General features: G+C 62.5%; 11 protein-coding genes. 7 read left to right on the forward strand and 4 right to left on the reverse strand.

Annotated elements, in window-relative coordinates:
* The gene (locus tag AC4PS7_RS13685) at positions 1–2,166 is read right to left on the reverse strand and encodes a TonB-dependent siderophore receptor (protein WP_021491738.1); all 2,166 of its coding nucleotides are present in this window, start codon (positions 2,164–2,166) and stop codon (positions 1–3) included.
* 192 nt (positions 2,167–2,358) lie between these two features.
* Between AC4PS7_RS13685 and AC4PS7_RS13690 the strand changes: the two genes are divergently transcribed.
* The gene (locus AC4PS7_RS13690) at positions 2,359–3,138 is read left to right on the forward strand and encodes an acetoin reductase (protein ID WP_021491737.1); all 780 of its coding nucleotides are present in this window, start codon (positions 2,359–2,361) and stop codon (positions 3,136–3,138) included.
* 49 nt (positions 3,139–3,187) lie between these two features.
* Here AC4PS7_RS13690 and AC4PS7_RS13695 read toward each other — a convergent pair whose 3' ends face one another.
* Entirely contained in the window at positions 3,188–5,053 is a 1,866-nt protein-coding gene (locus AC4PS7_RS13695) for a sigma-54-dependent Fis family transcriptional regulator (protein ID WP_042572047.1), read from the reverse strand.
* Between the two features lie 309 nt (positions 5,054–5,362).
* Between AC4PS7_RS13695 and AC4PS7_RS13700 the strand changes: the two genes are divergently transcribed.
* From AC4PS7_RS13700 to AC4PS7_RS13710, 3 genes are read left to right on the forward strand one after another with little or no spacing between them, the layout of a single operon-like run.
* Positions 5,363–6,340 (forward strand): thiamine pyrophosphate-dependent dehydrogenase E1 component subunit alpha, encoded by a 978-nt coding sequence (locus AC4PS7_RS13700; RefSeq protein WP_010211044.1) that lies wholly within the window; start codon positions 5,363–5,365, stop codon positions 6,338–6,340.
* Between the two features lie 26 nt (positions 6,341–6,366).
* Positions 6,367–7,386, forward strand: coding sequence for an alpha-ketoacid dehydrogenase subunit beta (locus AC4PS7_RS13705; protein ID WP_010211042.1), 1,020 nt, complete (start codon positions 6,367–6,369; stop codon positions 7,384–7,386).
* Positions 7,383–8,477, forward strand: coding sequence for an acetoin dehydrogenase dihydrolipoyllysine-residue acetyltransferase subunit (locus tag AC4PS7_RS13710; protein ID WP_038453166.1), 1,095 nt, complete (start codon positions 7,383–7,385; stop codon positions 8,475–8,477). The genes AC4PS7_RS13705 and AC4PS7_RS13710 overlap by 4 nt, the downstream gene beginning before the upstream one ends.
* A gap of 9 nt (positions 8,478–8,486) precedes the next feature.
* On the opposite strand, the gene AC4PS7_RS13715 is transcribed toward AC4PS7_RS13710, so the two are convergent.
* Entirely contained in the window at positions 8,487–9,383 is an 897-nt protein-coding gene (locus tag AC4PS7_RS13715; protein ID WP_031290720.1) for a helix-turn-helix domain-containing protein, read from the reverse strand.
* Positions 9,384–9,523: 140 nt separating this feature from the next.
* Here AC4PS7_RS13715 and AC4PS7_RS13720 point away from each other — a divergent pair, with 140 nt between their 5' ends.
* The 3 genes from AC4PS7_RS13720 to AC4PS7_RS13730 are packed head-to-tail and all read left to right on the forward strand — an operon-like array spanning position 9,524 to position 13,284.
* Positions 9,524–10,882 carry a glutamine synthetase family protein gene (locus tag AC4PS7_RS13720; RefSeq protein ID WP_010211038.1) on the forward strand — a complete coding sequence of 453 codons (1,359 nt, stop codon included), beginning with the start codon at positions 9,524–9,526 and terminating at the stop codon, positions 10,880–10,882.
* Between the two features lie 24 nt (positions 10,883–10,906).
* Positions 10,907–11,995: a polyamine ABC transporter substrate-binding protein gene (locus tag AC4PS7_RS13725; protein ID WP_187517434.1), complete on the forward strand. Its 1,089-nt coding sequence runs from the start codon at positions 10,907–10,909 to the stop codon at positions 11,993–11,995.
* Positions 11,992–13,284, forward strand: coding sequence for an NAD(P)/FAD-dependent oxidoreductase (locus AC4PS7_RS13730; RefSeq protein ID WP_042572052.1), 1,293 nt, complete (start codon positions 11,992–11,994; stop codon positions 13,282–13,284). Before AC4PS7_RS13725 ends, AC4PS7_RS13730 begins: the two co-directional genes overlap by 4 nt.
* Before the next feature lie 27 nt (positions 13,285–13,311).
* Here the strand turns inward: AC4PS7_RS13730 and AC4PS7_RS13735 are convergent, their stop codons facing one another.
* Positions 13,312–14,205, reverse strand: a complete 894-nt coding sequence (locus AC4PS7_RS13735; protein WP_305437388.1) for a LysR substrate-binding domain-containing protein — start codon at positions 14,203–14,205, stop codon at positions 13,312–13,314.
* Between the last annotated feature and the right edge of the window lie 81 nt (positions 14,206–14,286).

Consider the following 14,286-nt stretch of genomic DNA (forward strand, 5'->3'; position numbering starts at 1 on the left):
TTAAAAGTTGACCGACGCACTCAGGCGCGCGTTCAAGGGCGCGCCCTGGAACAGATAGTCATCGCCCATGTACTCGCCCGCGTCGCGCCAGTAGCGCTTGTCGAACAGGTTGTCGACGCTCAGGCGAAATACCGTTTCATAGCCGCTCACCTTGGTGGTGTAGCGGCTGCCTACGTTCACCACGGCGTAATCGCCCACCTCCACATTGCCGCTGCGATTGGCGTACTTCTTGGCGCTGTATTGCACACCGCCCAGTACCGCCAGGCCGTTCACCCACGGCAACGCATAATCCGCATACACACTGGCGCGCAGCTTGGGCACGTTGATCGCTTGGTGGCCCTCATAGTCCGCGGTACCACTACCGGTCACCCGTGCGCGAATCGCCGTCACGCTGGTTGCGATCTGCAGGCGCTCGGTGGCCCAGCCGTTGGCCGACAGTTCCAGCCCGGTGTTTTTCTGCTCGCCCTGTTGCACATAGGTGAAGAAGCCGGCGCCATCCGGCTTGGCGTACTGGTAGGCCTGGCGGGTCTGGAACACCGCGGCGGCAAAGCTGATGCGGCGCCAGTCGTATTTCACCCCGGCTTCTATTTGCCGTGAAGTGGTGGGCGCCAGGGTCTCATCAGCGTTGCTGGCGAACCACGGCGCAGTGCCGCCCAGGGACAAGCCTTTGCTGTAGCGGGTGTAGAGCGAGATGTTTTCCACGGGTTTGTAGATCAACGACGCTTGCGGCAGGAAGACGTATTGCTGAGTGTGGCGTGTCTGGTTGCCAGTGGTCCCGTCGAAAGCTTTTTCATCCAGGCGTACTTCGCGGCCGCCGAGAACGGTTTGCCATTGTTCGTTGAGGCGGATGCGGTCGGTGACGAACAGGCCGTATTGGCGGCTGTCGAGGTTGCGGTGGCTGTCGTTCAGTGGTTTGTCAGTGGGCATGAAGCTCGGTACATCTTCATCGATATTGGCGGTGCCGATGAACTCGTTCACCGATTTGCGCTTGTCGATCACGCGGCGAAAAGCACTGCTGCCGAAGGTCAGTTCATGGCCGATGCCGCCGGTGTCGAACAACCCGGTCATGGCCGCCTGCACTTCGTCGTCGCGGCGGGTGTCGTCCGGGCTGCGGTAGTCGTAGACGTCGTAATTGCCTTCAGGGCTGAAGTAGTTGGGCACGCTCGATGAGCTGCAACTGGTCGACCCGTAGCAGCCCCAGGCAAACGAACTGTAGTCATCGATCACCACCTTGCTGCGCGCCGCGCTCACGCTGCCTTTCCATTGATCATTGAAACGGTATTCGAACTTGCCGTTGAGGTTCAGCGAGTCGATGCCCACCTGCCTGGAACCGGTCTGGTGACCCAGCAGTGTTTTCGGCGAGGCATTGTGTGGCACTTCGGTGCCGCCCAACAGCTGGTAGCCCGGCACCGAGCGCTGCTGCTTGTTTTGGTACTCGGCGTCCAGTTGCAATACCGCGTCAGGGCTGATGTTCCAGTCGAAGGCCAGGGACACGAAATCGCGCTGGCCATTGGCGTGCTCAACATAGGCGTTGAGGTCTTCATGGGCCACGTTGGCACGCAGGCCGAACTGTTGCTCACTGCCGAACCAGCCGCCGACATCGGTGGCCACATAGCCGCTGCCACGGTCGTCGGTGGAGACGGTCACCGAACGCACGTCTTCCGGGCGCTTGGTGACGTAATTGATCACGCCGCTTGGTTCCGAGATACCGCTTTGCAGGCCCGCCAGGCCCTTGAGCACTTCCACCTGCTGCTTGTTTTCCAGGGCGACGTTCTGTTCGCCGGTGATGGTGCGCCCATTGATCTTGTAGCTGCTCGCCGCATTCAGCGAGAAGCCGCGCACCACGAAGTTTTCGTAGTAGCCGATGGGTGCATAACTGTCACCTACCGAAGCGTCGTTGCGCAGCACTTCACTGAGCAGGCGCGCCTGCTGGTCCTTGATCAGCGCGGCGTTGATCACCGTGATCGAAGCCGGGGTGTCGAGCAGTGGTGCGTCATCGAAGCCGCCCACCGAGGCGGTTTCACTGCGGTAACCGGATTCATCCTGGCCTTGGACGTTAACTGCCGGCAGTTCGATTTCCGCCGCCAGGCTGCTGCCAATGCCACCACTGAGCAGCAGGCCGAGGGCGAAACGTGAGGAGACGACGGGACGAAAACGCAAAACCATGGGAGCAGGGCCTTAAAGCGCGGGGCGGGGGGCGCATAAGCTAGGCATAAGTGCGCACTTTTACAAGTTTTCGAGAATGGCTCGCGGCTTGAGACGCTTCGTCTCAAGCCGCACACCCATCAGCCCGCGCCTCGACACGCCTTGGTGGACCTGCGATAGACAAGGCTTCCCTCATCATCGCAGGAGAACATCATGGCAATTACTGGAAAAGTCGCGCTGGTCACCGGCGCCGGTCAAGGCATTGGCCGGGCTATCGCCTTGCGCTTGGCACGGGACGGTGCCGACATCGCCCTGGTGGACATCAATGGCGCCAGGCTCGAAGCCGTGGCCAGCGAAGTCGTGGCGCTGGGCCGCCAGGCTTCGGTGTTCGTCGCCGATGTGTCCAAGCGCGAGCAGGTGGTGGCAGCGGTAGAGCACGCGCACCAGACCCTGGGTGGCTTCGACATCATCGTCAACAACGCCGGGGTCGCGCAGATCGACTCACTGCTGGAGGTCAGCCCGGAACAGGTCGAGCGCACCCTGGGTATCAACGTACAGGGCGTGCTGTGGGGTATCCAGGCGGCCGGCAAGAAGTTCAAGGCGCTCAAGCAGAAGGGCAAGATCATCAACGCCTGTTCCATTGCCGGCCACGAAGGCTTTGCGTTACTGGGTGTGTACTCGGCCACCAAGTTCGCCGTGCGCGCCTTGACCCAGGCCGCGGCCAAGGAGCTGGCGAGCGCCGGGATCACGGTCAACGCTTATTGCCCGGGTGTAGTGGGCACCGATATGTGGGTCGAGATCGACAAGCGCATGGCCGAAATCACCGGCGCTGATGTGGGCGCGACCTACAAGAAGTATGTGGATGGCATTGCCCTGGGCCGTGCAGAAACGCCGGAGGACGTGGCAGGGTTGGTCTCATACCTGGCAGGGCCGGACTCCGACTACATGACCGGCCAATCACCGCTGATCGATGGTGGCCTGGTCTACCGCTGACCCTCCATCTCCCCCGTAGGGGCCGGCAAGCCGGCTCCTACGGTGTGGGTCAGTGCCGCGGTTTGCCGGGCATGTCGATGCCCAGTTGGTTGACGCGGCGGTACAGCGTCGCACGGGAAATTCCCAGCGCCTGGGCCGTTGGCAACGGCTTCCAGCGATGACGAATCAACGCATCCAGCACCACCTGGCGTTCCGGACTCGCGCGATCTTCCGTCAGTGCCGCAACCTGTTCCCCACGCACTTCCACCGGCAAATCCGCCACCTGAACCGTACCGCCCTCACACACTGCACAGGCGTACGCCAGCACATGCCGCAGTTGCCGCACATTGCCGGGCCAGGCGTAACCCAGTAGCAGTTGCAACGCCGAAGGGGCGATGCCGACCGAGACCCTGCTGTTGCGCGCTTCCTGTTCCAGCAGCCGATTGATCAGGGCCAGCTTGTCGGTCCGTTCGCGCAACGGTGGCAGGCAGAAGCGTGCGCAACCCAGGCGAAAGAACAGGTCCTCGCGAAACCGGCCTTCACTGACCAGTACCGACAAATCACGGTGGCTGGCACAGATCACATGGATATCCACTGCACGGGTTTTCGCTGCGCCCAATGGCGCCACTTCACCCTCGGCCATCACCCGCAACAGGCGCGTCTGCAAGGCCAGCGGCATGTCGCCGATCTCATCGAGGAACAGCGTGCCGCCGTCGGCCTGCACCAACAGCCCCGGCATGCCTTTGCTGGACGCGCCGGTAAAGGCCCCGGCCACATAGCCGAACAGCTCGCTTTCAATCAGGTTTTCCGGGATCGCCGCGCAGTTCACCGCCACGAACGGCCCCGTGTGACGGGCGCTGCGCTCATGCAGCTGGCGGGCAAACACCTCCTTGCCCGCACCGGTTTCGCCTTGCACCAGCACTGGCAGGTTACGGTTCTTGACTCGCAGGGCCAGGCGCAGATGCTCCTCCACGCGCGCATCGACCAGCGGGATCACCGCCGCACGCGCCGGTTTGCGTCGCGGGGCATTGACGCGTACGTGCAGGACCCCCGGCTCCCCCAACCATGGCAACTGCTGGGTGGCATCGTGGGTCACGGCGCGCAAGGCGTCCAAGTCGAATACATCACCGATATGCTCCGGCACCTGGCCAAAGCGCCGGCGCAGAGCCTGGCGCGCCTTGCTGTTCAGGGCATGCAGGCGGCCGTCCTGGTCCCAGGCCAGCAGCAGGTCGGGCTGGCTGTCCACGTATCCCGGTGTGCTGTGGGCCTGCAGCACCCAGTGCTGGCGGGCGCTGTGCATGAAAAAAGCGTTTTCGATGGCCTGGGCGCTCTGGGCTACCATCTGGCGCACCAAGTGCTGGCTGCGGCGGTCATCCGGGGATTTGAGTGCCGAGGCATCCATTACCCCTAACAGATTGCCTTGAGGGTCGAAGATCGGCGCGGCGGAGCAGGTAAGGCCGATGAAGGCTGCGCGGAAGTGGTCGCGCTTGTGCACCGTCACCGCTGATTGGCTGGTGAGCACCGTGGCCACGCCGCAAGTGCCTTCTTCGGCTTCCGACCAACAGGTGCCGAGGTACAGGCCGGCCTTGCGGCAGTCGTTGCGGATCGAGGTGTCCACGCGATGGTCGATGGTCTGGCCCTGGGCGTCGGTCAGCATCACGCAGTAATCGGCATGCCGCACGCGGTGGTGCAGTTGCCCGACTTCTTCGCTGGCAATGCGCATGAACAGGTCGGCGCGCTCGCGGCACTCCCTGAGCAATGGTTCGCTAAGGATGCGCGGCCCCTGCAGGGAACCGGGGTCCAGGTGATGTTGCTCCATGGAGCGTCGCCACGAATCGAAAATCAGCGACGGCACCGGAGCCTGGGGCAGGCGATCGGCGTTGCGGACCACACGACTGACGCAGTCGACGTGTTCTCTGGAGTGCGCGGCGAGCATAAAGCCTCCGGTTCTCGATCTTTGTTGTTATGCCCGTTATTAAGCGCGCATGCGTCGGGTCGGACAAGCGCGGGCTGACCAACTGCCCAGGATGAGACGCAGCGTCTCAAACCGCCCGAGACGCGGCCCGCACGTTGCAATGCCGCGTCTCATTCTGCGCTGGCTTGTCTTAGCGGCACAACCGTAAGGAACTGCTCTGGATCAAGGCTTTGCCAGGTTTTTGCTGGCCTTGGCACAGGCTGTGCTGAAGGGCTTGTAGCTGGCCGCAGCCAGCCTTTTGTGCGTCGAGACAACCTGGAGAACAACAAGATGTCCACTCACCTGTCCACCGATCAATTGCTGCATGCCTACACCGTGATGCGCACCATCCGTGATTTCGAAGAACGCCTGCATGTGGAATTCGCCACCGGCGAGATCCCCGGTTTCGTGCACCTGTACGCCGGCCAGGAAGCCAGCGCCGCCGGGGTCATGGCTCACCTCAATGATGAGGATTGCATTGCTTCCAACCACCGCGGCCACGGCCATTGCATCGCCAAGGGCGTGGATGTGTTTGGCATGATGGCCGAGATCTACGGCAAGAAAACCGGCGTATGCGGCGGCAAGGGCGGCTCCATGCACATTGCCGACCAGGAGAAGGGCATGCTCGGTGCCAACGGCATTGTCGGCGCCGGCGCACCGTTGGCGGCCGGTGCGGCGCTGGCCTCCAAGCTCAAGGGCAGCCAGGGCGTGGCCGTGGCGTTTTTTGGCGACGGTGGTTCCAACGAAGGCGCGGTGTTCGAGGCGATGAACCTGGCCTCGATCATGAAACTGCCGTGCCTGTTCGTCGCGGAAAACAACGGCTATGCCGAGGCCACCGGTTCCGGTTGGTCGGTGGCGTGCAAGGACATCGCCGAACGGGCCGTGGGCTTTGGCATGCCGGGAGTGATCGTCGACGGCAATGATTTCTTCGCCGTGCACGCAGCGCTTGGCGTCGCCGTGGAGCGTGCGCGCAAGGGCGACGGGCCAACGTTGGTGGAAGTGAAGTTAAGCCGCTTCTACGGCCACTTCGAAGGCGATGCACAAACCTATCGCGGCCCCGACGAAGTGAAAAACCTGCGGGAAAACGCGGACTGCCTGGCGCTGTTTCGTCAGCGTTGCAGCGCCGAAGGCTGGCTCGATGCGGCGCAATTCGAGCGCATTGATGGCGAGGTCGCGCAGTTGATCGAGGACGCCGTGCGCCTGGCCAAGTCCGACCCCAAACCCCAGGCCGCCGACCTGCTCAGCGACGTCTACGTCGCGTATCCCTAATAACAACAATAGGTGGAGAGAATCTTATGGCTCGCAAAATCAGCTATCAGCAGGCAATCAACGAAGCCCTGGCCCAGGAAATGCGCCGCGACCAAAGTGTGTTCATTATTGGCCAGGACGTGTCCGGCGGCACCGGCTCACCTGGCGAGCAGGACGCCTGGGGCGGCGTGCTCGGCGTGACCAAGGGCCTGTACCCGGAGTTTCCCGAGCGCGTACTCGATGCGCCGTTGTCCGAAGTCGGCTACGTGGGCATGGCGGTCGGTGCTGCCACCCGTGGCATGCGCCCGGTGTGCGAATTGATGTTCGTCGATTTTATCGGCTGCTGCCTCGACCAGTTACTCAACCAGGCCGCCAAGTTCCGCTACATGTTCGGCGGCAAGACCACAACGCCGCTGGTGATTCGCGCCATGTACGGCGCCGGCCTGCGTGCGGCGGCCCAGCATTCGCAGATGCTCACTTCGATGTGGACCCACATTCCCGGCCTCAAGGTGGTGTGCCCGGCCACGCCGTATGATGCCAAGGGCATGCTGATCCAGGCGATCCGCGACAACGATCCGGTGATTTTCCTTGAGCACAAGATGCTTTACAGCCTGCAGGGCGAGGTGCCCGAAGAGCTGTACACCGTGCCTTTCGGTGAGGCCAACTTTGTTCGCGAGGGCAAGGATGTGACCCTGGTGACTTACGGGCGCATGGTGCATATCGCCCTGGAGGCCGCCGCCCAGCTGGCACGACAAGGCATCGACTGTGAGGTGCTGGACCTGCGCACCACCAGCCCGCTGGATCAAGACAGCATCCTTGAAAGTGTGGAAAAGACGGGCCGCTTGGTGGTGATCGACGAGTCCAACCCGCGTTGCTCCATGGCCACTGATATCAGTGCGTTGGTCGCCCAGCAGGGCTTTTCGTTCTTGCGCGCGCCGATCCAAATGGTCACCGCGCCGCACACGCCCGTGCCGTTCTCCGATGCACTGGAAGACCTGTACATCCCCAATGCGGCGAAGATCGAGGCCGCCGTGCTGAAGATCGCCGACAAGAGGACCGCCGCATGATCCATACCTTGACCATGCCCAAGTGGGGGCTATCGATGACCGAGGGCCGTATTGATGTCTGGCTCAAGCAACCCGGCGACCGGGTAGAGAAGGGTGAGGAAGTGCTGGACGTGGAGACCGACAAGATCTCCAGCAGCGTCGAGGCACCGTTCACTGGCGTGCTGCGCCGTGTGCTGGCGCTGAGTGACGAGACGCTGCCGGTGGGCGCATTGCTGGGGATTGTGGTAGAGGGCGAGGCCACCGAGGCAGAAATCGATGCGGTCATCGAACATTTCAACGCCGGGTTTGTTTCCAGTACCGCCGAAGCAGAGGCCTCGGGGCCCAGTGCGCAGAAGGTTGAAATAGGCGGGCGTTTGTTGCGCTATCTCGACTTGGGCGAGGGTGGCATTCCGTTGGTGCTGGTTCATGGATTCGGTGGCGACCTGAACAACTGGCTGTTCAACCAACCGGCATTGGCCGCCGAACGCCGTGTGGTCGCCCTTGACCTGCCAGCCCATGGTGAGTCGGGCAAGCAACTGCAACGCGGCGATGCTGATGAGCTGAGCCAAGCGGTGTTGGACCTGCTTGATCATCTAAAGCTAGACCGCGTGCACCTGGCCGGCCACTCCATGGGCGGGCTGGTCGTGCTGACCGTTGCCGACCGGGCGCCCCAGCGCGTCGCCTCACTGACCCTGATCGCCAGCGCCGGTCTGGGCATGGACATCAACGGTGATTACCTGCAAGGGTTTGCCGAGGCCAACAACCGCAATGCGCTCAAGCCGCAATTGATCCAACTGTTCAGCGATCCCGCGCTGGTGACGCGGCAGATGCTGGAGGACATGCTCAAGTTCAAGCGGTTGGAAGGAGTCGACCCGGCATTGCGGCAGCTCAATGCCGCGTTGTTCGAAGGCGGACGACAGAGGTTGGACAGGCGTCATGTGGTGGGCCGACAGCCGAGCCTGGTGATCTGGGGCAGCGACGATGCAATCATCCCGGCCAGTCACGCCGAGGGGTTGGACGCCCAAGTGGAGATCTTGCCGGGACAGGGCCATATGGTGCAGATGGAGGCGGCGGAGCGGGTCAACCACTTAATTGGCACTTTCCTGAAATAGCGCCCGCAGTCAGGCGTGACGCTTCAGGGTCTCGCTGGGCAACTCCTTGAACAGGGCGCGGTAGCTGTTGGAGAACCTTCCCAGGTGCCAGAACGACCAATTCATCGCCACTTCAGCGACGGTGGTCTCACGGGTCTGCAACAACTCCCGCCGCGCCCCATTCAACCGGCGCAGCCGCAACCACTGCGCCGGGCTCATCCCGGTGTAGGTCTTGAACCCCTGTTGCAACTGACGCAATGGCACGCCGGCAATCCGCGCCAGTTCCAACACGTTGACGATCTCATCCGGAGCATCCGCCGCCCATTCGCCGATGCGCGCCATCAGTCGCCGTTCTTCGCTGCGCCGCTGCAACGAGTGGCGGTCCAGGCATACGCAGGCGTTGTCGAGGATGAACAGGCAGTCTTCCAGCAATTGCTGGGTGAGGGCATCGCGGCTGGCGGGGTCGATTGCTGTGGACAGGCGGGTGAGGGTGCCACTCAACCAACGACTGAACAGTCCATTCTGCTGGCAGGTCAGCGGCGCCATGAACAGGCCTTCAAGTTTCGCCACATCCAGCCCATGGCGTTGCACGAATTGCGGCCCGAACACCACCGCCACTTCACGGTAGTTTTCCGGGGTGATCCAGGTGTTGTGGCTTTCACCGTTCAGCAGGTACAGCGCGTTGTCACTGCCGTCGAAACAGAAGGCCAGCGAGCCTGGCGGTGCGTTGAAATGCTGCTCCACGCGGGTGTTCATGCACTCTTCGTACACCTGCACACCTTGCAGGTCCAGGTAGCGGATTCGCCCGGCGAAATGCCCTGGGGACATCTGCTGGTACTGCTGCACCCAACCGGGTGTCGCACTGCATTGAGCAGCCACATCACCGGTGGTGAAGGCCTGTACGCGCAAAGCTGTTGCCTGTGTCATGGGTAACCTGGGCGCACTCTATTGGTGCGTTGTGGTTCGTGCAAAGTGGATAGATGCCGCAGGGGCGGCGGCATCAAGATAGACCTCAATGCGCCAGGAGTACAAGCCGGCGCATGCACCCACCCCATGACGAGGTCCTTATGAACGCCCCCTTCGATCAGCTGTCCGCCTGGCTGAAAGAACACAAGATTACCGAAGTCGAATGCGTGATCAGTGATTTGACTGGCATCGCACGCGGCAAGATTGCGCCCACCAACAAGTTCCTGCATGAGCGAGGCATGCGCCTGCCGGAAAGTGTGTTGCTGCAAACGGTAACCGGGGACTTTGTCGACGACGATGTCTACTACGACCTGCTCGACCCGGCTGACATCGACATGATCTGCCGTCCGGTGTCCCACGCCACCTATGTGGTGCCGTGGGCCATCGAGCCTACCGCGATCGTCATCCACGACACCTTCGACAAACAGGGCAACCCCATCGAACTGTCGCCGCGCAACGTGCTGAAGAAAGTCCTGCAGCTCTACACCGACCAGGGTTGGCAGCCGATCGTCGCGCCGGAAATGGAGTTCTACCTGACCCAGCGCTGCGAAGACCCGGACCTGCCGCTGAAAACCCCGATTGGCCGCTCCGGTCGCGCCGAGACCGGTCGCCAGTCGTTTTCCATCGACGCCGCCAACGAATTCGACCCACTGTTCGAAGACGTCTACGACTGGTGCGAAGCCCAGGGCCTGGACCTCGACACGCTGATCCACGAAGACGGCCCGGCGCAGATGGAAATCAACTTCCGCCACGGCGACGCCCTCGACCTGGCCGACCAAATCACCGTGTTCAAGCGCACCCTGCGCGAGGCCGCGCTCAAGCACAACGTGGCCGCCACCTTCATGGCCAAGCCGGTGGCCGACGAGCCTGGCAGCGCCATGCACCTGCACCAGAGCGTGGTCGATATCGCCACCGGCAAACCGGTGTTCGTCGATGCCGACGGCAAGATGAGCCAGCTGTTCCTGCACCACATCGGCGGCTTGCAGAAGTACATCCCCAAGCTGTTGCCGATGTTTGCGCCCAACGTGAACTCGTTCCGCCGCTTCCTGCCGGACACCTCGGCGCCGGTGAATGTGGAATGGGGCGAAGAAAACCGCACCGTCGGCCTGCGTGTGCCCACCTCCAGTCCCGACGCCATGCGCGTGGAAAACCGCTTGCCCGGCGCCGATGCCAATCCCTACCTGGCGATAGCGGCTAGTCTGCTGTGTGGCTACCTCGGGATGATCGAACAGATCGAGCCCAGCGCGCCGGTGGAGGGCCGCGCTTACGAGCGCCGTAACCTGCGCCTGCCGTTCACCCTCGAAGATGCGCTGGCACGCATGGAGGATTGCGCCACGGTCAAGCAGTACCTGGGCGACAAGTTCGTGCGCGGCTACGTCGCGGTCAAGCGCGCCGAGCACGAGAATTTCAAACGGGTGATCAGTTCCTGGGAGCGCGAGTTCCTGCTGTTGAGCGTCTAAAAAAACCAAAAAAGGGGTGTCGATATGCGTCTTGTGAAACAGCTTTTTCCGCTGGCCCTGGTGGCTGCGTTCAGCAGCGCCAGCCAGGCGGCGCCGACGGTCAGCGTCTACAACTGGACCGACTATATCGGTGAGACCACCCTGGCCGACTTCCAGGCCAAGACTGGGATCAAGCCGATCTACGACGTGTTCGACTCCAACGAAACCCTGGAGGGCAAGTTGCTGGCGGGGCGCACCGGCTATGACGTGGTGGTGCCGTCCAACCACTTCCTGGCGCGCCAGGTGAAGGCCGGTGCGTTCCTCAAGCTGGACCGCGCGCAACTGCCCAACTTTAAGAACCTCGACCCCAAGTTGCTAAAGCTGTTGGAAAAGAATGACCCAGGCAACGCGCACTCGGTGCCGTACCTGTGGGGTACCAATGGCATCGGCTATAACGTCGACAAGGTCAAACAGGTGCTGGGCATCGACGCTATCGATTCATGGGCGGTGCTGTTCGAGCCCGAGAACATCAAGAAGCTCAACCAGTGCGGCGTGGCTTTCCTCGATTCGGCGGACGAGCTGTTCCCGGCGATCCTCAATTACATGGGCAAGGACCCGCGCAGCGAGAATCCCGAGGACTACAAGCAGGCCGAGGCCAAGCTGCTGACGCTGCGGCCGTACATCACCTATTTCCATTCTTCCAAGTACATTTCGGACCTGGCCAACGGTAATATCTGCGTGGCCTTCGGTTATTCCGGCGACGTGTTCCAGGCGGCCAACCGTGCCAAGGAAGCCAAGAATGGTGTGAAGATCGCCTATTCGATTCCCAAGGAAGGCTCCAACCTGTGGTTCGACCTGCTGGCGATTCCCGCCGACGCGAGTCACCCGAAAGAAGCCCACGCGTTCATCAACTACCTGCTCGACCCTCAAGTGATCGCCAAGGTCAGCGCCTCGGTGGGGTATGCCAACGCCAACCCGGCGGCCAAGGCGTTCATGGACCCGGAACTGGTGAATAATCCTGAGGTGTACCCGTCCCAGGACGTGCTCGACAAACTCTATATTTCCACCACGCCGACCCCGGCAACCATGCGCCTGATGACCCGCGCCTGGAGCAAAGTGAAGACCAACAAATGATTCAGTCGACTGACCACGCCCGGTCCTACTACCGGGCTACGGCCAACGCTTTGACGGAGCGACCCGCATTGGGCACTGACCTGACCGCCGACGTGTGCGTGATCGGCGGCGGTTTCACCGGCGTTAACACCGCCATCGAACTGGCCCAGCGCGGGCTCTCGGTGGTCCTGCTGGAAGCCCGCCGTATTGGCTGGGGTGCCAGCGGGCGCAACGGCGGGCAGTTGATTCGCGGTATCGGCCATGACGTGTCGGGATTCGGCAAGTACGTGGGCGAGGAGGGCGTGCGTTACCTGGAGCGCGCCGGCATCGACTCGGTGGCCTTGGTGGGCGAGCGTATCCGAACGCACCGCATCGACTGCGACTTGCGCTGGGGCTTTTGCGAATTGGCCAACACCCCGGCGCAATTCGCGGCGTTCAAGGGCGAGCAGGCGCACCTGGCGGCGCTGGGTTACGCCCACGAAACGCGTCTGGTGGGGCCGCAGGATATACAGCAAGTAGTCGGCTCGCCGGTGTATGCCGGCGGCCTGGTGGACATGGGCTCCGGGCATCTTCACCCGTTGAATCTGGTTTTGGGTGAGGCTCGGTTGGCCGAATCCCTCGGGGTCCGGATTTTCGAGCACACCGAAGTACTCGAACTGATCCACGGCGACACGGTGCACGTGCGCTGCGCCGGCGGCACGGTGCGCGCCGCTAGCCTGGTGCTGGCGTGCAATGCGCATCTGGAGGAGCTGGAACCGCGCCTGAGTGGCAAGGTACTCCCGGCCGGCAGCTACATCATCGCCACCGAGCCGTTATCGGCGGATCTGGCCAACCAACTGATCCCGCAGAACCTGGCGCTGTGCGACCAGAAGGTCGGCCTGGATTATTACCGGTTGTCTGCAGACAGGCGCCTGTTGTTCGGCGGCGCCTGCCATTACTCTGGCCGCGACCCGGCGGACATTGCCGCTTACATGCAGCCGAAAATGCTCAAGGTGTTCCCGCAGCTCGCCAATACGGCCATCGAGTTCCAGTGGGGCGGCAAGATCGGCATTACCGCCAATCGCTTCCCGCAGGTCGGTCGCTTGAAGCAGTACCCCAACGTGTTCTACGCCCAGGGGTATTCCGGGCATGGGCTGAACGTGACGCATTGGTGCGCGAGGCTGTTGGCCGAGGGTATCCAGGCCGGTCACAGCACCGGGCTGGATATTTTCAGCCAGGTACCGCACATGACGTTTCCCGGTGGCAAGGCGCTGCGGTCGCCGCTGCTGGCGTTGGGGATGCTGTGGTATCGCCTGCGGGAATTAATTTAACTGACGCCCCCCACCTGTGGAGCTCCATCAATGCTCAGATTCGGTGAGCACCTTGCGGAAGGTTTCTACCAGCGGCCGCAGGTTGACGCGGTGCCACGCCGCCCACAGCGGGGTGGTGTAGTTCAACCACGGCAGTTCACGCAACACCACGCCGGGCGGGGCATTACGGCTCAGGCCTTTTTGCACCATGGCCACGCCCAGCCCTGACGCGACCAACCCCAGCGCAGTAAACGGCTCCCCGGCTTCCATGGGGATCTGCGGGGTGAAACCGGCGCGGATGCAGGCGGCGACGAAGTCGTCGGCGGGGTTGGCGCCGGGTTTGCGCTGCACGCCGATCCACTCCTGGTCCGCCAGGTGCTCGGGCAACAACTCGCTTTGACGGGCCAATGGATGATGCTCGGGCAAGGCCAGCAGCATCGGGTCATCCAGCACTTGCCGCGCGATAAGGTCCGGGTCGTCGGCGGCCGGTGGCTCGCCAACCAATGCGATATCCAGGCTGCGTTGGCGAAGACCTTCCAGCTGTTCGAGAGACGGCAGGTTATACAGCTTGATATGCACGGTCGGCCGATCGTCGCGCAACACGCGCAAGGCATTGGGCAACACCCCGGCATGCATGGCGTTCTCGATATAGCCGATGCACAGGCCACCTTCTTCACCTCGGCCCAGGCGCTTGCCCAAGGATTCCAGGCGGTTGGCGTGGGTCAGCAAGGCCTTGGTCTCGGCGAGGAAGGTCTGGCCGTCGCGGGTCAGGCGGATGCGTTGCTGACTGCGTTCGAACAGGGTCAGTCCCAGGCGCTCTTCCAGCTGGGCTATCTGTCGGCTCAGCGGTGACTGGGAGATGTGCAAGCGCTCGGCAGCACGGCCGACGTGCTCTTCCTCGGCGACGACTTCGAAGTAGCGCAATTGGCGCAGGTCGATCATGTTAGACCTCTGGGGACTCAAGTTGGTCGCAGTATGTCTTGGACGGTCCGATCTGCGCAATCTAGGATCTGCTCAACGGTC

It is taken from the genome of Pseudomonas sp. DW-iso3 (assembly GCF_058725305.1).